Here is a 20590-nt window from a genome sequence, read left to right on the forward strand (position 1 = left end):
GTATGAAGGATAGTGGGATGCTTTCAGAAGAACGTTAAGAATTGGCGGTTTTGTATGCCATTATGTCTACGTTACCACGCGCAGTTTCGCGAAGCTTAAAAGCAACACCTTCTCGCCCGCTTTTTCGAAGGCAATGGTGGCTTTCCGTTCGGTACCGTTCACATCCACAGCTTTAACCGTGCCAAACCCGAATTTTGCGTGTTCAACCCGCTGGCCAGCGGCTAACTCGGCTGTGCTGGTGGGCGCGAAGTCCGAAGAGGGCGTGTGCGAAACGGTTGGCTGGGGTGCCTGCGAACGGGCGGTTTTTTGCGCCAGCGACCGCACAAAACTCATGGAACCCGACGAGGTGCTTTCACTGCGGTCGCGCTCGGGCCGGTCGAAGTCCGACCGGCTCGGTGCCGACCGAAGTTTGGACAGTTTCATGTACTTCTGGTCGATCTCCATCAGAAACCGGCTGGGCTCGCACATTTTCAGTCGTCCGTAGTGATAACGCGTTTCGGCATAGGAGACTGTCAGACGTTTCTCGGCGCGGGTAACGGCTACGTAAAACAAACGGCGCTCTTCTTCGAGGTCGCTGCGGCTTTCGAGCATCATCTGGCTCGGGAATAAGTCTTCCTCCAGCCCAACAATATGGACGTTCTTGAACTCAAGTCCTTTAGCCGCGTGGATGGTCATCAGCGTCACCTTGTCGTTGTCGCCATCCTCTTCTTTTTCATCGGCCGTGGTAAGTAGGGAAACGGACTGGAGAAACGCACTCAGGCTTTTTTCTTCGTTATCCGGGTTGTCGACAAACTCCTTGATGGCGTTCAGCAATTCCTGTACGTTTTCGTACCGGGCCAGACCTTCCACCGTTTTGTCATCGTACAGTTCCTTAAGCAAACCCGATGTTTTGGCAATGTGCGAGGCCACTTCAAAGGCGTCTTTCTGATCGAGCAGGAGCATATAACTCTTGATCAGGTTTGCAAAGCCTTCAATGGGAATCGCTGAGCGGCCGGCTACGTGCTGACCAATATTGGCGACGATCTCCCAGATGGAGTCCTGCTTTTCGGCCGCAATGACACTAAGTTTAGCAATGGTCGTATCGCCGATACCGCGCTTGGGCAGATTGATGATCCGTTTGAAAGCTTCCTCGTCCTGCTGATTGACCGTGAAGCGCAGGTATCCAATCAGATCCTTGATCTCTTTCCGCTGGTAGAACGACAGACCGCCAATGATGCGGTACTTGATGCTCACTTTCCGCAACGCTTCTTCAAACGCCCGCGACTGTGCGTTGGTCCGGTACAAAATGGCGAAGTCGTTGTTGGTGAGCGACTCGTTCATCTTGGCTTCGAAAATAGACGAGGCTACCAGCCGCCCCTCTTCGTTATCCGACGAGGCTTTGATCAGATCGATGAGCGGTCCGTCTTCGTTGGCCGTAAAGACCGATTTCTCCAACTGGTTTTTATTCCGGGAAATGATGGAGTTTGCGGCTTCTACGATCGTCTTGGTGGAGCGGTAGTTCTGCTCCAGCTTTACGATTTTGACGTTCTCTTTGCCGTAGTCGCGCTGAAAGTTGAGGATGTTCTCGATGTTGGCTCCCCGGAAGGCATAAATACTCTGAGCATCGTCGCCCACAATACAGATGTTCTGGTGAACGGCTGCCAGTTTGCGCGTGATGAGGTACTGCGAAACGTTGGTATCCTGAAACTCATCGACCATCACGTGCTGAAACTTGTGCTGGTATTTGTGCAGAATATCCAGATGATCGCGGAACAGCACGTTGGTGTTGAACAGCAGATCGTCGAAGTCCATGGCGTTAGCCGCAAAGCAGCGCAACGCATATTGTTTATAAATCTTGCCAATGTGCGGCATCCGGGCCGATTCGTCATCTGCCAGAATAACCGCGTTATTGATGTAATCTTCCGGTCCGATAAGCCGGTTTTTGGCGCCGGATATACGGCTAAAAACGCTGTTGACCCGGTAGACTTTATCATCCAGTGCCATCTCTTTTATGATACTGCGCAGCAACGACTTGGAGTCGTCCGTATCGTAGATGGAGAAATTACTGGTATAGCCGATGGCTTTGGCTTCGATGCGTAAAATCTTGGCAAAAACGGAGTGGAAAGTACCCATCCAGATGTTGCGGGCTTCGGTCCCGACCACCTTCTCGATCCGGTTCCGCATCTCACCAGCCGCTTTGTTGGTAAACGTCAGCGATAGGATGCGGAACGGGTCAACGCCGGTTTCGATGAGGTGGGCAATGCGGTACGTCAACACGCGGGTTTTTCCCGAACCCGCTCCGGCTATAATCATCAGCGGGCCGCTGCCGTGCATCACGGCTTCCCGCTGGGGGTCATTTAATCCTTGAATATAATCAACCATTCGGCTCGTATCTCTTCCTTCTATAACAAGTAAAAGTACGAAAAAATTTGGTTGGGGTGGAGACGGGAACGGACCGAACGCTACACAAACCCACCCATATCGATACCCATTACGTCTGAAACAGACGAAGCCGTTGCCGCCCCACCGTCGCCCTTTCGATAGCGAAACCACTCGCGGCTTTTGTAGTTGTAGACAAAGCCTTCCAGAATGCCGTACTCATTATCTTCTATGAGGTGGATAACTTTCTTCAGATCATTTTTTTGCCCGTTGTTCTGACAAACCTCGATAATCACTTTTGTGTCTTCAGCTACAGCGTCATAGAGAATGACATCCGGTATCGCATGACCCGGCCCTTCGTTTAGTGGCGTTTCGGGTAGTGGAATGAGCACTATTGTCTTTTTGTGATAATACAGCACTCCTAATTCAATGGTTAGCTTACTTATGGCAAACTGATGTTCCAATGGAGCATTAGGTCCATCGTCATGAACCAGAAAGGGCGAATTGTAACTTTGCTCGTACATAGCCATTAGACGGATTTGCTGATGTAAGTTACAGAAAAACAGTCCCTAAGCCGAGCGGTTGCAAAAACGTTGACTTTTTCTGAATTATTGTGCAACATTTCAGATATTCCTGCCTCTTTCTTTCGATAACAACCTAAAACCACCCCGAGACGCTGAATCTGTTGGAATCGAACCGAAATCGCGACGGTGCACCAGTCGGACCGCCTTATCCGGACCGTCATGCCGACCTGGTCAAACGCTGCCAACAGGGTGAGCGACGAGCGCAGTATGACCTGTATCAGCAATACGTGAAGGCGATGTATAATGTTTGCCTGCGGATTGTGAACCACGAGGCCGAGGCCGAAGATGTATTGCAGGAGGCTTTCATGGACGCTTTCAGCCATATCAACTCGTTTCGGGGCCAAAGTACGTTTGGCGCGTGGCTGAAACAGATCGTGGTGCATCGGGCCATCAACCATTTGCGTACAAGGCGGTTGGAACTGGTAGATCTGGAGTCGCATCGGCTGGGCGAGGATGACGGCCCCGATTATGCCGACCCTGAACCTTACGATGAAGAAGGTACACAGCTGGAAGTTGAGCGGGTAAAGCGGGCGATGCAGCAACTGCCGGAAGGGTACCGGGTGGTGTTATCACTGTACTTATTCGAAGGATACGACCACGAAGAAATCGGGAATGTCCTGAACATAAGTGAAACCACCTCACGAACGCAGTACTTACGCGGCAAAAAACGATTGCTGGAATTATTGTAAGTACGTCAATAAGCGGGGGTAATTAAACGAAGAGTACAACGAACAAATACGAACGACGAGTCAATTGATTCGACACCATAATGATGAAAAAAGACAATCTTGAACGCTTCGTCCGCGATAACCGCGAAGCTTTTGACGACAAGGAGCCACCCAACAGTTTGTGGCAGAAAATAGAAGCTGGTCTGGACAAGCAGCAAGCCGATCGGGATACGCCGTTCCGTCAGATTCACATCAACCCTGTTCAAACAGACAATGAGGAATTCGGAGCGTCGCGAACGATGCCATCCAAGACCGACAATGGCCGCTCCCGATTAGCTGGCAGACAAATTGGCTGGCCTTCGCTCGACTGGCGGGTAGCGGCTTCTGTTGCGGTGCTGTTGCTGGCGAGTGCTTTTCTGTACATGAATCACGAATACGGGGTAGCGCATCAGCCGGAGGTAGTAGCCGCCAGCCCACTTTATGCTAAAGAAGTGGTGCATTACACGGAGTTGATCGATGTGAAACGGGCCGAGTTAAAACAAATGACGCAAGATAACCCGGCTCTTTATCAGGAGTTTGCTACCGATCTCGACCGACTTGAGAAGTCTTATCTGTTATTGAAATCAGACTTACCCAAAAACCCTAATCAGGAAGTGCTTATTCAGGCCATGATACAGAATCTGCAACTCCAGATCAACCTGCTAAATGAACAGTTGCGTGTTATTGACCGCATTAAACAACAAACTCATGAAAATCCTGTGTAGTCTATTGCTGTGCCTGTTACCCCTGTTCACCTGGGCCGAAGAGCACGAGGGTTTCGGCGCAGTTGAAAAGAAGAAAACCATTATCAAACTGTTCGATGTGAACAGCAACGATAATCTGGTGATTGATAACCAGTTCGGTCAGGTATCGGTCGGGTTATGGGATAAGAGCGAGATCCGGGTGCAAATCACCATCATCGCCAATTCAGACTCCGACGAGCGGGTGCAGAAGTTTATGGATGCTGTTTCTATCGAAGAGAAGCGATCCGGCAACCAGATTACCGTCCGTACCAACTTTAGCCAGAGTAGCGTGTCGAACTGGAGCCTGGGGAAGTGGAAAAATGGCGGTGAGCGTAATTTCGTTAAAATCAATTATGAGGTCATGATGCCCCGGCAGAACGCACTATCTGTTCGAAATCGGTTCGGCGATACCAGTATTCCCGCGTTTCAGGCCCCGTTAACGGTCTACAGCCGGTATGGTAACTTCAGCGCGGATGATTTGACCAGCCGCCAGAACGACATTGACGTGGCCTACGGAAAAGCCGACATCGGCAACATCGGGCAGGGGAAAGTGGATATGGCGTATGGAAGCCTGGAATTGTCTAAAGCGAATGTGCTGGTGCTGACCAACCAGTTCGGCAAAATGAACATTGGCGATGTGGGTAAGCTGGATGCCGATATTAACTATTCGGGGGCTAAAATTGGCACCATCCGAGAGTCAGGAAAGATTAAGCTCGAATTTTCGAGCGGATTCCGGATCGAACAGCTGCCCAAAACCGCCGATAACTTGAATATTCAGGCGTCTTATTCATCGATAGGGCTACCATTAGACAATAGTAATGACTGCGACTTCGATGTGACGGTAAGTTATGGTAACTTCAATTACGGGTCCGGGTCAACGATGCACTTCACCAGTCAGCCCAGCGACAATGACAACCACCGTGGCCCCCGGCTCACTAAGCAGTACATTGGCAAAGTCGGCACCGGCAATGGCACCAAAGTACGCGTTGTAGCTAAGTTTGGAAATGTGAGCTTTAGGTAGTCTGAACCGGGATTTTTGTGATTTTTAGGATTACTCTGATTATTTCACAGATCGGCTTTCTTTGAAAGCAAAATCAGAGTAGTCCTAAAAATCACAAAATCCCGGTTCAGACAGTTTCTCTATCACCTCCCTATGCTCCGGGAATTCTTTTAGTAAACTTTCCCGGCTTGCCATTTCAAAATCAGCAAAGTCAAAACCTGGGGCTACGGTGCAGCCGACCAGCGAGAAGTCGACACCCGCAGCGGGTGCGGACCCGAACCAGCAACCCGCCGGAACGACCGCCTGAAATACCTCACCCTTTTCCGGATTATTCCCCAGCCGAATAACGGTCAACTCGCCGGTTGCGGTAATCACGAAAATCTCCAGCGCACCACCGGCATAGAAATGCCAGACTTCATCGGACGCTATCCGGTGTAGGGCCGACGTATGATGACTTTCGAGCAGGAAATAAATCGCCGTACTAAATGAACGCGTCCCGCCAAACCGCCCCGGCAAAGCAGATTGAGGAATAAGCTCGGTTGAGCGGTACGTCTCCGTAAAATAACCCCCTTCCGGATGGGGCTGCATAGTATAGGCCTGAACGTAGTAAGCGGCTGTCATGATTAATTTTGACTGATAGAATGAGTGAATGCCTCAATGATAAGCGCAAATCCGCCATTCATTAAGGCATTCACTCATTCTATCAGTCTCTCATTGATGTTTATTGTGCTGCTTTCACTACCGTCAGGAAGTCGCGGGATTTGAGCGAGGCACCACCGATGAGGCCACCGTCAACATCGGGGCGGGCGAAGAGTTCTTCGGCGTTCTGGGCGTTGGCGCTGCCCCCGTACAGGATGGTTGTATCCTGTGCAATGCTGTCGCCATACTGACCGGCAATGTGCTGACGGAGCTCGAAGTGCATGTCCTGCGCCTGAGCCGACGAAGCCGTTAGTCCTGTGCCGATGGCCCAGATGGGTTCATACGCGATAACAACATTGGCGAAGGACTCAGCTGAGAGGTGGAATAAGCTTTCGGTAATTTGATCTTTCACGAAGGCAATGTAATCACCATTTTCGCGGAGATCGCGGGATTCACCGCAGCAGAAGATGGGCTTCAGACCATTTTCCAGCGCAATGTTCACCTTTTCGGCTAATTGGGCATTGGTTTCTTCGAAATACTGCCGCCGTTCGCTGTGGCCGAGAATGACGTATTCAACACCAATCGACTTCAGCATAGGCGCAGAAATTTCGCCGGTGTATGCACCCGAAGCTTTTTCGTGGCAGTTCTGAGCACCTAACGCAACCTTGCCGCCTTCGGTCACGTATTGCCGGGCAGTAGCCAGATACAACGCGGGCGGGCAAAGGACCACCTCGACATCGCCGGTTACTTCATCCTTAACCATATTGATTACCTCCGATAGCAGGGCCTTTGCTTCTTCGGCTGTCTTATTCATTTTCCAGTTTCCGGCAACGATTTTCTTCCGCATAATCAATTAATAATGAGTTCAGAACCAATAAATAAACCCCTAGAAACAGTCGTTTCTTTGTCAATTCAGGGCGAAATTAGAACATTTCGGTCGAACACCCGGTCCGCACTGTTACTAAAATTTGTTTAGCTATCTGCCGAGGGGCTAAACCATTCATAAACAGAAAAAACCAATCCCTATATTCTTGTGTTATTCGGATAAAAAAATGCGTAATTTTAATGTAAGATAAACTCTATATGAAAACGCTGGTATTGATAATCGGGCTGTTATGCACCTGCGCGGTCACGCGGGGCGACGATCACCAGCAGGGGACACCTGACAAGGAGCGTTACGGATTTTTCATCGCCGGAAATCGGACCTGGACCCGCATCCCGTTCCAACTTCACTCGAACTTAATCATCGTTCCGGTACGCATCAATGAATCCGATACGCTGCGATTCATCCTCGACACGGGCGTAAGCAATACCATCATTACCGATCCAAATGCCTTTGCCAAAAAGCCGCTGACGCTTACCCGCAAGGTAAAAATAAGCGGGGCCGGCGAAGGGGGGAGTTTAACAGCCTCAATAGCCATCGATAACACGTTGAGCATGGGCGAGCTTCGGGCTGCCCATCATAACCTGGTTATTCTCGACGAAGACGTTTTAAAACTGTCCGAGTATGTAGGCACGCCCGTTCACGGCATCTTTGGCTACGATATTTTTGCCAATTTTGTCGTAAACGTTGATTTCCAGCGCCGGGAAATAACCCTGATGAAGCCGGAAAAATACACCTATCGAAAGCGTAAAGGCGACCGCTACCCGATTACCATCCAGGATACCAAAGCGTACACCGATGCATTGTCGGTGTTTGACGGCGAGAAAAGTTTACCCTTACGTGTTGTATTGGATACGGGAGCGGGTCATGCGTTGCTGCTCGATCGTTCGCGGAGTACGGCCGCTATGCCCATGCCCGCCAAAAGCATTCGGGCGCAGTTGGGTCGGGGCCTCAATGGGGTTATCAATGGCGTGATGGGACGAATTCAGAAAGTGCGCTTTGGTAAGTATGAACTGGATAACATCCTGGCCTCCTTTCCGGATAGTATGGCCTTCGGCATGAAACTGGTCGATATGCCGGAACGTCAGGGCAATGTGGGTTGCGAATTGCTGAGACGCTTTAACGTGACTTTCAATTATACAGATCGCTACATTGTCATGAAGCCCATCAAACGGCTCATGCGGGAGAGTTTTGAGCACGATATGAGCGGTATGGAACTCCGCGCCAAAGGTGAGCGACTTCGTAATTATTACGTCGATAAAGTCATCGACGGCTCCCCGGCCGACATGGCCGGTTTAAAAGAAGGCGATGAAGTCCTGTTCGTTAACAACAACTCGGCCAATGATTTGACCGTTAGCGATATTTATAAAATACTTCAGAAAGGAGAAGGGAAGGAGGTCTCTATCTTAGTCCGGCGAAACGGACAGATTATTGTAACAAGCTTTGTGCTGAAACGACTCATCTAGCGTTTCGCGGGCTTCCATCGAAAAGGCGTATTTTTAATATAAATTGGATTGGCTTTGTCTGGGCCAAGCTCTGGCTTGGCCGTATCTTTCATAGGTTCACGGGCCAAGCCAGAGCTTGGCCCAGACGAAAATATGCTACCATTTCCGTTGTACTAATCTAATCGTTCCAGCTTAAATCGAAAAGTGGTTCCTTTATCGACTTTGCTCATCACCGAAATCTTCGATTTATGAGCGTTCAGGATGTGTTTTACAATGGCTAGTCCCAAACCTGTGCCGCCCCGGTCTTTGGAGCGGCTTTTTTCAACCCGGTAAAACCGCTCGAAGATCCGGCTTAGGTGTTCCGGGGGAATGCCGGGACCATCGTCGCGAATGGAGACGAGAACAAATTTCTTGTCGTCCTCCAGATTGACCTGCACATGGCCGTTTTCATTCCCGTATTTGACCGCGTTTTCAATCAGATTGGTCATTACCTGTAAAATGCGCTGGGCATCGGCTTTTACCCAAACGGGGCCGGGGTGCGTACTCTTTAACACCAGCGATGTTCGCTTGGCGTGGGCAATTTTCTCCAGCTGCTCAAAAATTTCGTGCGTAACGTGCGCCAGATCGACCCGCTCGAAATTCATTCTCACTTCGCCCGTTTCCAGCTGCGAGAGGGCTACCAGGTCTTTCACCAGCGCATCGAGGCCGTCCAGGCTTTTGGCAGCCTTGGAAAGGAATTTATCCCGCACCCGTTCGTCGTCCACCGCCCCATCGATCAGGGTATGGATAAATCCCTGGGCGGCAAAAATGGGCGTCTTTAATTCGTGCGATACATCGGCCAGAAACTCCCGCCGAAACAGCTCCAGGCGTTTCAATTCATCGATTTCCTTTTGCTTTTTGGCGACGTAAACAAAAATCTCATCGTTTAGCTTTTTGAACGGATTCGTGTTTTTGATGATTGCCTTCCGGGAGATATTAAAGTCCCGGATTTTTAGTTTATGGATGGTCTTGTACATCTTGTTCACTTCGCGAAATACGAGTAACTCAATAGCGTACAAAACCAGAAAAAACGAAATGGCAAACGACGAAAGGCCCGCAACAAAAAGTATATTGATAGTCGCCCCGTCGACAAACGACAGGAATATCAGCGTCATGGCCGAAATCAGGCAGGCCAGCAAAAGCGCAATAATGCGGGGACTGAGGGACATGGGGCAAAGATATAAAGAGCGAAAGAGCGAAAGAGCGAGACAGTGAAAGGCTAAAATCGGTTTGAGCCAACTTTTCACGCTTTCACTCTCTCGCTCTTTCGCTCTTTATTCGGATTGGTCGGTAAACATATACCCGACACCTTTTAGCGTGCGGATGTGGGTATCGCCAATTTTTTCGCGGAGTTTCCGGATGTGTACGTCTACGGTACGTTCGAGCACGTAAATATCCGCCCCCCAGATTTTTTGCAGTAATTCTTCCCGACTGCAAACCTTATTGGGGTGCTGGGCCAGGAAAAATAACAGTTCAAATTCTTTCTTGGGCAGAATAACCTGTTTGTCGTTCTGGCTGACCGAGTAATTCTTGCGGTTGATGAGCAGGTCGGCAATCAGAATTTGTTCGCCGGGATCGGCTTTCTGGGCTTCCCGACGAAACAAGGCGTTGATGCGGCTCATCAGCGCGCGGGGCTTAATGGGTTTGGTAATGTAATCATCGGCCCCAACGTCAAAGGCAGCTACTTCGGAGTACTCCTCAGAACGGGCTGTCAGGTAAAGAATATAGGTCTGGCGTAGTTCGGGAATGTCGCGTAGTTGCCGACCGGCCTCAATGCCATCCAGATGCGGCATCATGATATCCAGCAGGACTAATTCGGGCAGGTACGTTCTGGCGACCTCAAGGGCTTTACGACCATCGGTTGCTGTGCGAACATCGTAGCCCTCTTTAGACAGATTGTATTCGAGCATCTCAAGGATGTCGGCGTCATCGTCAACGACTAAAACGCGGTGTAATGGTTGAGCAGCTTTAGCAGCACTCATACGAAGTGAAGTTGGTAAGAATCGTTTATCCGTTGGTACCTCTTTTAATCCATCGGTAGCCCGAAGTTACGTGGCTTATCCGCAACGTTACGAATCGGGAATGCATACTTAACAAAAACTTAACAGCTGTTTTCTGATTTGAGCCCTCGCCTGACGATTGATTTTGAGTTTATTAATTCCTCATTAAGCTCACCAAACTATCTGAACAAAGCGAAAGGATACGGGTTGGTTACATCGGTAAGCTATCCAAATTTAAACGAAAATTACAATTAAACTACCGAGTTGTTTTTACTTGCATTATGAATATTCGCTCCCGGGAAATCGAACTCCCATCGTACGCAAAACTTGTTTGCGTTCTACTGTCGCTGGTTATTATTGTATATGGCTTACATGAGTTGCAGGGTTTGCTGATCCCATTGGTTTTTGCCATCCTGTTTTCTGTTTTACTATTTCCGCTGGTGCAGCGACTCGAAAACTGGGGCGTTCCCCGGATTCTGGCCATTATACTATGTCTTGTGCTGGCACTGGGGGCATTAACTGCCTTGTTCTGGGGCGTTTCGGTTCAAATCAGTAGCTTCTCAGAAGTGATACCGCAGTTTGTAAAGCGTGGGAGTGAGTACATCGACAGTATTCAGACCTTCGCTGACGAACAACTAAATATCGACCGGAAACGGCAGGTGTCCGAAATTAAAAAATACCTGAATCAGGCGCTGGCCGAGGGGGGTACCATTCTAACGACGACGCTGCTGGCTACTACCAGTATTGTCACAAACCTGTTTCTGGTCTTATTATTCGCTTTCTTTTTTCTGCTGTACCGCGATTTCTTTCGCTCCTTCTTCTACAAGGCGTTCGACGATACCCGCCGGTCGAAGATCGACGATGTCATGAGCGGTATCTACGAAGTTGTGAAAGATTACCTCGCCGGTCTGGTGCTGGTGATTCTGATCATTGGCACCTTAATGACGGTTGGGCTCCTTATTCTGGGGGTAGATTATGCCGTGTTCTTCGGCTTTTTCGGGGCCTGTCTGGTGCTGATTCCGTATTTTGGTATCTCAATGGGGTCGTTACTACCGGCGGCTTACACGCTCGTTACACAGGATAATCCGCTTAAAGCGTTGGGCGTTATCGGCGTTTTTCTGTTTGTGCAAACGCTGGAGGGCAACTTCATCACCCCATACATCGTCGGCTCCAAAGTGAGTATCAACCCACTGGCGGCCATTGTTGTACTGATTTTGTGGGAAAACATCTGGGGATTACCGGGTCTGATCCTGGCTTTACCTATGACGGCCATCATAAAAGTTATTTTCGATTCCGTAGACGCCCTCAAACCATACGGCTTTGTGATCGGCGAAGCCGAAAAGCCACGTCCGCCCATCAAAAACCTTCAGGAACTAGCCGACCAACTGCCCAAACGAGCCATGAAAGTCGGGAAAGTGGAGGAGAAGAATTAATTATCAATGCGTGAATGATAGAATGAGTGAATGGCTTCCAGGATGTACTCACTCATTCTATCATTCACGCATTGATAATTAAAAATTAAGCGGGTCCAGGTTTTTAAAATGGCCGTTCATGCGGATGCGCTGCTTGGTGCGCTCCATGTCCGACACCACCGGAAGCACGTTATTGAGGTGCTGTATCAGAAAAAGCTGGCGTTCGGCTTCTGTTTCAAGGGTTAACAGTTCGTATTCCTGCTCAATGGACAGCCCAACTTTATGCGCCACCTTATAGGATAAGTTTTCCGATGTGGCTGAGTAATCCGTTTCAATTTGCAGAAGGTTGTACAAGCGTTCCAGCCGTTCGGTTAGGGCCGATGCGTGGGCGCTGTAGCTGTCGCCGGGGGGCACTAACGCAACTTCACCACCGGCATATAACTTTCCGGGTATCGGATTTTCGAAATTGACGAGCTTAAAAACACCCAGGCCTTTCGACTTTATGTCCATTCGGCCGTCGGGGTAGCGTTTATGTAGCGTCGTGACGTGCATTTCGGTACCGTATCCGGGAAGTTTGTTGTTGATGAAAGCAGGAATACCGAATGTCCGCTCTTCGTCCAGGCATTCGTTGATAAGTTGGCGGTAGCGTGGTTCAAAAATATGCAGATTCAAATCCTCGCCAGGATAAACAATCAGGTTGAGTGGGAACAGGGAGAGCGTCTTTTCCATAGCGACGAAAAGGTACGGGTTTTTAGTTAAAAAGGGCATCTGATTCCAGAAAACGAACGTTTCTGGATTGTGCTTCGGCATAAATCGGGTCGGCAAGATAACCCAGGCCCGTTACATCCGACATACAGTCGGTTACGATAACGAGTTTATGAACGAGTTCCGGAACAAAATCCAGTAGTTGCTTCAGGCTGTTTGCGACGCAGTGCGACTTCGCTTCGCCCATTAGATAGATGGTGTCGAAACGGGCCAGATCGGCGATGAGCGTTGTGTTCAGCTCCGTTTCGGGAACGGCGGCATCCGGCACCTGCGCCCGGAAAATGCCGAAATGCTCTGATAGCGGGTACAATCCCTTTTGTACGGCTACATAGTCGAGGTCCCGCTTTCGCGACCAGTCTTTGAGCGCGTCCAGCAGGGTATCATGCAAAGCCGCCCCACGCGAACCAATCAAACAGTGTTCGGGCCAGATAAAGTGAGCAAACTGACCGTCGGCTTCGAGCTCGTGAATGTACCTGATGGCTTTTTCGGGCGAGAAACGGGGTACCCATTGGCCCGCATCGACCTCCTCGCCCGAAATACGGGTAAACGGGTCCGGGTGTTTGCCCGACGCATCATGCCAGAAAAGCGGGTGCGCAATATCGAGCACCTGATGCGTATCGAGGGTAACGACAATATGGTCGATCTGATCGGCGTGGTTCCGGATCAGCGCCGACATGCGCTCAACATCCTGATCGGCTCCCGGCACAAATAGCGCCCCGTCGGGGTGGCAGAAATCAAACTGCGTGTCGATAATGAGGAAGGCATTTTTCATGGCTGGCAAAGGTATAGCGTGCGTCAGTTTGTGAACAGATGCCGAAACCGGATTTTAGTAAACATGAATAATTGTTAACTAATTGATAAGTTTCGGGCCGTCTTGGTTGGTGTTTAAGGAAGATGGTTAGTTTAGCGTTATAGATTGTTGCATCTGGGTGCATGATCTATGCTGTCGTGTATTTTGCCTGTATACTGTCATTTTTTAATTTGTCAACGTATGAAATTAGTCTATCCATTCCTGATTGTATTGGCGTTAATGCCAGGGATTTTGTCGGCTCAGGGTATTGTTTTTGAGAAAGGTAGCTGGGCTGATGCCGTAAAGAAAGCCAAAAAAGAGAAAAAACTGTTGTTCCTTCACTTCGATAATCCCGGTTGCGGGGCCTGCGGTGAGGTGGCCTCAACAGCCTTCAACAGCCCGCTCACAAAAGAGAAATTTGCCTTGAATTTTGTGAGTTTTCGCACCGATGGCACTACTGGTATTGGCAAAGAACTCGCTGAGCGACTGGAACAGGAATGCACCCCTTCGTCGGTGTATCTGGATGCCGACGAAAACCCGCTGGTTCGTTATTGTGGCAGCACTAGCTTTGACCGCATCTACCTCGAAAAAGCCGAAGAGGCACTCACAAAGAATCGGGAACGGCCACTGAAAGTGATGGCCGATGCCTATGCAAAAGGAGACCGTTCGTCTGCCCTGCTGCGTCAGTATATCGACCGTTTACGAGAACTGGACCTGTCGAATACCGAACCGCTGGAGGCTTATGTAATGAGTTTACCCGCCGATTCGCTGCAATCGGGCCGGGTGTTGCGGTTTATTTTTGAGCAGGCACCTGTGGTGGGCAGTAAGGCCGATTCGGTATTTCGACGGAACTACCCCAAAATGGACAGCCTGTATAAAGCCGTGGGCTGGAACAAAGCAGTTGAGCTGAATAACCGGATCACCGGCAATTCTCTGCGGAAAGCCATTAAAGAAAAAAATGTAGTGCTGGCCAGCCGAACGGCCTTTTTCCGGCAGCGAACGTTCAGTAATGATTACAAAAACGGTTTGGCGGCCCGTGACTGGGTCTTAATGCGGTATTTCAGGGGCGTTAAGGATACGCTTCAATACCTCAGACTGGCATCCGATTACTACGACAAACAATACATGACCGCCCGGGTCGACTCAGTTCAAAAGCTCGATGAACTGGAAAGCCAGCGTCGGATGCGAGGTGAATTTACCGGACCCGATGGCACAATTACCCGTCCGTCGAAACCCGGCCAGATGCTTCAGGTGATGGCTTTCCCGAATACACAACGGTTTGTAAGTGCTCTCAACCAGGCCGCTATGGACTTTCAGGACCTGACCCGTGACCCGGTTTACCTCAACAAAGCCCTGAGCTGGTCGAAACGAACGCTGGAATACCGGGAAGATGGCGGTCTGATGGATACCTACGCCCGTGTGCTGTACCGGCTCGGCCGAAAAGAGGAAGCACTGGAATGGCAGACGAAAGCCGTGAAAAAAGAAAAAGAACGCAACTCACCAATGGTCGCGTCGCTGGAAGAGGCATTGAAAAAGATGAAAGCCGGGACGTTGTAGTCCCGGCGGTCACCTTCGGGTAGTCTAAGCCTATTTGAATGCCCATCCGGCCGTTAGCTGGAATGAATGGAAACCGCCGTAGGGCGTGCTGGATATCTGGACCAGATCGCGCTGGTAACGCAGGTTGGCAGCTAGTCGATCCGTTATTTTATACGATGTGCCAAGCAATAGACCGCTACTGGTACTGGGTCGAATCGGTGGGTTCCGGTTCCCTTCAGTCTCGGTATACCCATTTAAGAAAAAGGCTAGATAAGGCCCCGTATACAAGTGCCAGCGATACGCCACCTCATGCCGGAATAAAAAAGGAATTTCAAGGAAGTTGAGGTTCGCATAATTCGATAAATACCGCATGTTACCAGTCGATACACCAACCGATCGGTAGCCGCGCTGGGCATAGTTTAGCTCAGCCCGAACGGCCCACGTTAACGATAGTGGTAATTCGGCCCAAAGGCCTCCCACAAAGCGTGTTCGATAACGTCCGCCCGGCCCCATGCTGTTTTGGCCCACCAGACTGGCCCCCAGCCGGACGCCTGCCCGAAGGTCGTTCCACGGCAGGGGTTTCATGCCAAGAGAATCGGCCGAGAGACCAAAGCGATACGTACCCCGTAAGCCTAACGTCGTTGTGGGTTGCCCACTGCCAGTGAAATAGGCGGTGCCATTAACACCAACAGCCCAGCGCGACGAGAGTCGGTAGTCGTAACTCAGCGCAGCCATTGGTACCACCCGACGGGTATTGATGATTTTGCCAACGACAAAATAAGCCGGGTTCTTCGGGTTTTCCCTGACAATACTGTCAACCCCAATTTCGTGCCGACGGTACACGGATAAACCAGCCTGAACTTTGACCTGATGGCGTTTGGTCAGAAGGGGTAGGGCAACGACCGAAAAATCGGTCATATACTCCTGACGCTTATAGAAAGCCGACAACTGAGTTGGGTTTGGTTGTGAAGAGGATGGAGAAGCCGGGTCCTGGGTCATAAGCGGATCGTTATTGGCCGATACGCCCCCGCCAATGCCCAACGCAATACCTAACCGGGGTCGGATATAAGCGGTTAGTTGTTGTCTAAGATGCCACCCGGAGCGATAGGGCGTTGGTAAATGAAGGGCCGAAATACCGGCTTCAAGCTCAAACCGCTGCTGACTGGACAACTGAGCCAGTACCGGGCCACTAAACAGTAAGCAGAAAAGTAAGGTAGTTTTCATGACGTGTTAGAATCGATAACCGGCTTGAATACCGATGTTGGCGTAATCTGGAGTAAGGAACGATTGCCCAAGTACCCGCAGCCAGGGACCCGCAATCAAACGGTCGGTGAGCGCAAATTGATAGTCGAGGCTGCTATGCCATCCGGTTGTCAATTTACCCGTAGCCATGTCGCCATTAAGATTTAAGTAGTACTGACCGTTCGTCGAAAAAGGGCCGTTCGGACTCGCCTGCAGCTCATCTCTATAGGTCAGCAGCGGCCCCGCCATGAATCCAATGGTGTGTCGACGGCTGTAGAGCGGTAGTAACCGAACCCCCGTTAGTAACGAAAACTGATTGGCCAGGTGCACGCGACTGGGTCGATCGGTAGGGCCAGTAAAATTGCTGGAGAAACTCAATCCACCCATCAGCCCAACTCGCCGACTGAGGTAGCGTGTATATCGGGTTTCGTACAGGAGGTGGCTACCGATATCTTCGCCCAGAAGCCCAGCCGATACATGAACTTCGTTTCGGTAGAACGGTATGTCCTGCCGGATGCGCTCATAGGCCTTATTTCTACGGGGAGCCAGCAGGTGTTCTTTTAATGGAAAGAGTTTGTAGCCTATTCCCAATGACCAGTATTCGTATTGCTGCCGGAAAGGATACGTCTGGTTTTGAACGGTAATGCCGTTGGCAACGGGTGTGATGTTATGCGCGTAAACGAGGTCGAGGGTTAAGCCGCCAATGTCGGCACCAATGCCCACCTGCCCTTCCAGGTTAATCGTTTTGTAGCTGTTCTGGATGGCGTCGGCAATTTGGTATTGCTCGATCCGACGGCCATAGAACGCCTGCTGGGATGGGTTTTTCTGGATGTACTCCTGATACAGGCGGATGCTACTGGCATAGTCGGTCAGTTTCCAATTGTTCTGAGCGCCCGTCAACCCCCCGCTCAGTCGGAGCCAGGGCAACGGTTTAGCACCGGCAATCAGTCGGATATCTGCCCGGACCGCTTTGGGGTAGGTGGGAAAACCGCCCCCGGGATTACTCAAAACAGCGTTTGTTAGTGAATAACTACCTCGGGTCGCTTCGGCCTGCATGTACCAGTGCAGGCGATCGTATCGGGCAAACGCACCTACCGAACCACCCACTGCATCGCCATCATTCGTGGCTGATACCAGCGTTGAGCCAATTAGTACCTGATCGCCTACACTGCGACGCTGACTTAGCCCCAGATACGCTTTTGGGCCAAAGGACCATTCCTGCGCCCAGGCTGTCCGGACCATTAACCCCATCAACAGGAGTAAAAGGTTTCGTTTTGTTCGGTTTGTTTTCATGGCGTTATCGTGAGTTTATCGGTCGACCAGGGTTTTTTCGCCCTGAATGACCACGGTGCTGTAGCTATTCTGGATGGTTATTTCAGGTTTCCGACCGGCGGGTTGGTAGGTAAAGACTTGCTTGCCGTTGTATTTGCTGAGCTGGTCGGCTAGCCAGTCGGGCACGCGGATGTCAGCAAATGTTGAAATGACATCGAATTTGAAGTCGGAGATACGCTTTGTCGCAATCAGAATTTCGGTACGGGCGGCTTCTATGGTCAGGGCGTGGCTGGTTGTTGCAGGAAAAACCGTGAGTTTTCCATAGCGGCTTTGCAGAACAGCCGTTCCCCCCAGTTCACGCAGGCTTACATCCGCTTTTTCGGCTTTCAGCGTCAGCGTACCATCAAGGTTGCGCCCGTCAATGTCGCCGTAGTTGGATACCACCGTCAGCTTTCCGCCAATGTCTTCCAGGGTTAATTTCCCGAATTCGAAGTTCACGGAAACATCACCAGCCAGATCAGTTAGCCGAATATCACCGAAGGAATTTTTCAGGATCAATAGCGCCTTGTTGGGCAAGCTGATTTCATAGATCGCCTTGAGCTGACTTTGTAGTTTTCCGGCCCGCTGCGGGATAATAAACTGGTTCGACAACTCAATCCGCCCGTTTTCGGCTTGCAAAACGTATTGATGATACGCTACTTCGCGCTCGGCAACGGCCCGGTCGGGGTGCCTGGCAACGAGTCGCAACCGGATCGAAACCGTTGGCCGGTTCCAGCCCTTTACGACCACATCGGCCTTTTGTGCCACCAGCCGGATGCGCTGGCCATCGGTATACGGCAGGTCTTTTTCCACCACTTTAGTAACTACCTGCATGGATACCTGAGCGATGCCGGGCATTGCCGGAAAAAGCAGGAACACTGCCAGACCTAATCTGCGCACTAGTGCCATCCCTACCCTGTGGGCCGTTACGAGTAGCTGTTTCATGAGCGCAGGAGGGTAATTAGTTCTTTCGTCACTTCGGCCCGCTGGTTTTCAATCCTGACCTGCGCCTGTACCAGAACCGGGTCATTACCGAATATCTGCTGTTCGCGCTCAATGCGCTGCTGTTCGGCCGTCAGACTAGCCAGCTGATTACGAAGCTCATGCACTTCGGGTCGCTGGCAGGCCAGTTGTTGTTCGGCGCACTGGCGGGCAATGAACTCCTCGGCGCGTTTGTCGGCCAACGACTCACTGGCGGGGGCCAGGGGTTCTTGGCCGGGTAGTGCATCGGTTTGTTCAACGGCATATTCTATCCGTACATCATCCGTTGCTTCGGGTCGTAGCAAAAGCCAACTGCCAATGAGGACAACAACCGCTGCAGCCGCAAGTCCTGCCCAAAGCGGCCGGCTTGTCCGCTGGGTCCGGAGCGGGCGCACTCTCGTTGGTTCAGGGGTGTTCAGGTTTTGCTCAATAGCGTGCCATAAACTGGCTTTGGGTTCATAGGATGGCAAATCAGGCAGGCGACGGCTCAATAGCTCATCGGCCTGTAAGTCGGCCTCAATTCGGGCCCAGAGGTCTGGGTGAGGGTCGTATTCGGGCAGTTGCGGTATTGAGTCGTTCATGATAGTCGCTGTCTGAGTAATTTTTTAGCGTAGCTCGTCTGCGATTTCGAGGTGCCTTCCGAAATGCCGAGCATCTCCGCCACTTCTTTGTGGGCATACCCTTCTACTTCAACTAATAGAAAAATGGTACGTGCTCCATCGGGCAAGGTTCGGATGGCGGCATCCAGTTCGGCACCGGTAAGGGAGTCACGAAAAGGCGCGGGCTGGTCGTGGAGCGCTTCGTCGATGGTTAAGAACCGCCCTTCGAGGTGTTGCTTTCGGATGGCCTGCCGCACCACGATGGTTTTGATCCAGGCCCCCAGCGTTGAGCGGAATGTAAACTGGTCGAGGTTGCGGAAAACATCGACGAATGCATCCTGCAGCGCATCATTGGCATGATCGTAATCGTTAAGGATGCGGTAGGCTGTTGAAAACATTGCCCGCTTATACTGCTCGAAGAGTTGCCGCTGGGCTGCCCGTTGAGCTACCGGCCGATCAGTAGCCCGGCACTGTTCGACAAGGTCTTTGCCAACCGGGTCACTCCTGACCGGGTCATTCCTGACGGGCCCCTGTTCATGTTTATCGGTTGGAGTTGCCAAGCGGAACATCGATTTAATTGCTGCTTCGGACTAAAGGGGAGCGGGGTGGGCAAAAGGTTGGAATCAGGCTAAAAATAAGTTGTACATCGGCAGATAATGAATTCTAAGCCAAACAGCTTTCCCTTTTTCGTTACTTTGATGTATGAATTACATTGAACTACAACTCCGCCTGTCGCCCGACTATACCGACATCCTTACCGCCGAACTCGCCGAACTGGGTTATGAGTCATTTGTCGAAACCGACGAGGGAATAAACGCGTACATTATAGAGCCTGATTATACAGAAGAAGCGGTTCAGGAATTGGTTGCGAAATACGCCGATCAAACGGCAATAGCCTACGAAGTCAATTCGTTAGAGAAGAAAAACTGGAACGCCGAGTGGGAGAGAGATTATGAGCCGATAGAAGTTGCCGACCAAGTACGGGTCCGGGCGTCCTTCCATGAGTCGGATGCCCGGTTTCGTTACGACATTGTCATTAATCCGAAAATGTCGTTCGGAACGGGCCACCACGAAACCACGGCCATGATGATGGAGCAGCAGCTTGGTCTCGATTTTTCGGGCAAAACGGTGCTCGACGTAGGTAGTGGAACCGGTATTCTGGCGATTCTGGCTGCGAAAATGGGCGCTGAAAAAGTACTGGCGTTCGACATTGAAGAGTGGGCGGTGGAAAACGCCCGCGAAAACGCCGAACTGAACAGTTGCCCGCAAGTCACGGTATTTCAGGGAACGATTGCCGATGTTGACCCTGCCAATCAGTATGAGATTGTGCTGGCGAACATCAACCGAAACGTTTTACTGGCCGAAATCCCCACCTATACCAACTTGTTGAAACAAAATGGGCATCTGGTTGTCAGTGGTTTTTACGATCACGATGCTGCCGATATTGAACAGAAAGCCGTGGAAGCCGGATTAGAACCAGCAAAACGGTTAACAACGAACCAGTGGACTTCTTTATCATTTTTTAAACGTTGATAGGAACGCCAGCCCGGCTGCGT

General features: G+C 50.7%; 20 protein-coding genes. 7 read left to right on the top strand and 13 right to left on the bottom strand.

Annotated elements, in window-relative coordinates:
- Nucleotides 1-66: 66 nt before the first annotated feature.
- Together CRO74_RS23430 and CRO74_RS23435 are read right to left on the bottom strand one after the other, a co-directional pair.
- Nucleotides 67-2361: an ATP-dependent helicase gene (locus tag CRO74_RS23430; RefSeq protein WP_097129482.1), complete on the bottom strand. Its 2295-nt coding sequence runs from the start codon at nt 2359-2361 to the stop codon at nt 67-69.
- An 80-nt stretch (nt 2362-2441) separates the two neighbouring features.
- Entirely contained in the window at nt 2442-2888 is a 447-nt protein-coding gene (locus CRO74_RS23435) for a hypothetical protein (RefSeq protein WP_097129484.1), read from the bottom strand.
- 155 nt (nt 2889-3043) lie between these two features.
- Between CRO74_RS23435 and CRO74_RS23440 the strand changes: the two genes are divergently transcribed.
- The 3 genes from CRO74_RS23440 (at nt 3044) to CRO74_RS23450 (ending at nt 5413) form a co-directional block, all read left to right on the top strand.
- Nucleotides 3044-3631, top strand: coding sequence for an RNA polymerase sigma factor (locus CRO74_RS23440; protein WP_097129486.1), 588 nt, complete (start codon nt 3044-3046; stop codon nt 3629-3631).
- Between the two features lie 83 nt (nt 3632-3714).
- Nucleotides 3715-4374, top strand: coding sequence for a hypothetical protein (locus tag CRO74_RS23445; RefSeq protein WP_097129967.1), 660 nt, complete (start codon nt 3715-3717; stop codon nt 4372-4374).
- Complete coding sequence (locus CRO74_RS23450; RefSeq protein ID WP_179830283.1) at nt 4358-5413, top strand: DUF4097 family beta strand repeat-containing protein; 1056 nt, start codon at nt 4358-4360, stop codon at nt 5411-5413. Before CRO74_RS23445 ends, CRO74_RS23450 begins: the two co-directional genes overlap by 17 nt.
- A gap of 84 nt (nt 5414-5497) precedes the next feature.
- On the opposite strand, the gene CRO74_RS23455 is transcribed toward CRO74_RS23450, so the two are convergent.
- On the bottom strand, nt 5498-6013 hold the full coding sequence (locus CRO74_RS23455) for a cupin domain-containing protein (RefSeq protein ID WP_097129489.1): 516 nt from the start codon (nt 6011-6013) through the stop codon (nt 5498-5500).
- A 100-nt stretch (nt 6014-6113) separates the two neighbouring features.
- On the bottom strand, nt 6114-6878 hold the full coding sequence (gene tpiA / locus CRO74_RS23460; protein WP_097129490.1) for a triose-phosphate isomerase: 765 nt from the start codon (nt 6876-6878) through the stop codon (nt 6114-6116).
- 236 nt (nt 6879-7114) lie between these two features.
- Between tpiA and CRO74_RS23465 the strand changes: the two genes are divergently transcribed.
- The gene (locus CRO74_RS23465; RefSeq protein WP_097129492.1) at nt 7115-8380 is read left to right on the top strand and encodes an aspartyl protease family protein; all 1266 of its coding nucleotides are present in this window, start codon (nt 7115-7117) and stop codon (nt 8378-8380) included.
- Nucleotides 8381-8532: 152 nt separating this feature from the next.
- Here the strand turns inward: CRO74_RS23465 and CRO74_RS23470 are convergent, their stop codons facing one another.
- Nucleotides 8533-9567, bottom strand: coding sequence for a sensor histidine kinase (locus CRO74_RS23470; protein ID WP_097129493.1), 1035 nt, complete (start codon nt 9565-9567; stop codon nt 8533-8535).
- Between the two features lie 105 nt (nt 9568-9672).
- Nucleotides 9673-10380, bottom strand: a complete 708-nt coding sequence (locus CRO74_RS23475; RefSeq protein WP_097129495.1) for a response regulator transcription factor — start codon at nt 10378-10380, stop codon at nt 9673-9675.
- Nucleotides 10381-10679: 299 nt separating this feature from the next.
- Between CRO74_RS23475 and CRO74_RS23480 the strand changes: the two genes are divergently transcribed.
- Nucleotides 10680-11831, top strand: coding sequence for an AI-2E family transporter (locus CRO74_RS23480; protein WP_097129497.1), 1152 nt, complete (start codon nt 10680-10682; stop codon nt 11829-11831).
- Nucleotides 11832-11909: 78 nt separating this feature from the next.
- On the opposite strand, the gene CRO74_RS23485 is transcribed toward CRO74_RS23480, so the two are convergent.
- Both CRO74_RS23485 and CRO74_RS23490 read right to left on the bottom strand, forming a co-directional pair.
- Nucleotides 11910-12539: an LON peptidase substrate-binding domain-containing protein gene (locus CRO74_RS23485; RefSeq protein WP_097129969.1), complete on the bottom strand. Its 630-nt coding sequence runs from the start codon at nt 12537-12539 to the stop codon at nt 11910-11912.
- Nucleotides 12540-12561: 22 nt separating this feature from the next.
- Nucleotides 12562-13347, bottom strand: a complete 786-nt coding sequence (locus CRO74_RS23490; protein WP_097129499.1) for a cysteine hydrolase family protein — start codon at nt 13345-13347, stop codon at nt 12562-12564.
- Nucleotides 13348-13566: 219 nt separating this feature from the next.
- On the opposite strand from CRO74_RS23490, the gene CRO74_RS23495 reads away from it, so the two are divergent.
- Nucleotides 13567-14922, top strand: a complete 1356-nt coding sequence (locus CRO74_RS23495) for a thioredoxin fold domain-containing protein (protein ID WP_097129500.1) — start codon at nt 13567-13569, stop codon at nt 14920-14922.
- 30 nt (nt 14923-14952) lie between these two features.
- Here the strand turns inward: CRO74_RS23495 and CRO74_RS23500 are convergent, their stop codons facing one another.
- The 5 genes from CRO74_RS23500 to CRO74_RS23520 are packed head-to-tail and all read right to left on the bottom strand — an operon-like array spanning nt 14953 to nt 19603.
- On the bottom strand, nt 14953-16125 hold the full coding sequence (locus CRO74_RS23500) for a porin family protein (protein WP_097129502.1): 1173 nt from the start codon (nt 16123-16125) through the stop codon (nt 14953-14955).
- Nucleotides 16126-16131: 6 nt separating this feature from the next.
- Entirely contained in the window at nt 16132-17436 is a 1305-nt protein-coding gene (locus CRO74_RS23505; RefSeq protein WP_097129504.1) for a hypothetical protein, read from the bottom strand.
- A gap of 15 nt (nt 17437-17451) precedes the next feature.
- Complete coding sequence (locus CRO74_RS23510) at nt 17452-18399, bottom strand: DUF4097 family beta strand repeat-containing protein (RefSeq protein ID WP_179830284.1); 948 nt, start codon at nt 18397-18399, stop codon at nt 17452-17454.
- A complete protein-coding gene (locus CRO74_RS23515) occupies nt 18396-19016 on the bottom strand; it encodes a hypothetical protein (protein ID WP_097129506.1) in 621 nt (206 codons plus the stop codon). The genes CRO74_RS23510 and CRO74_RS23515 overlap by 4 nt, the downstream gene beginning before the upstream one ends.
- Nucleotides 19013-19603 (bottom strand): RNA polymerase sigma factor, encoded by a 591-nt coding sequence (locus CRO74_RS23520; protein ID WP_097129508.1) that lies wholly within the window; start codon nt 19601-19603, stop codon nt 19013-19015. The genes CRO74_RS23515 and CRO74_RS23520 overlap by 4 nt, the downstream gene beginning before the upstream one ends.
- 133 nt (nt 19604-19736) lie before the next feature.
- Here CRO74_RS23520 and prmA point away from each other — a divergent pair, with 133 nt between their 5' ends.
- Nucleotides 19737-20567 carry a 50S ribosomal protein L11 methyltransferase gene (gene prmA / locus CRO74_RS23525; RefSeq protein ID WP_097129509.1) on the top strand — a complete coding sequence of 277 codons (831 nt, stop codon included), beginning with the start codon at nt 19737-19739 and terminating at the stop codon, nt 20565-20567.
- Nucleotides 20568-20590 lie beyond the last annotated feature (23 nt).

Source organism: Spirosoma fluviale, from assembly GCF_900230225.1.
GTDB classification, from domain to species: domain Bacteria; phylum Bacteroidota; class Bacteroidia; order Cytophagales; family Spirosomataceae; genus Spirosoma; species Spirosoma fluviale.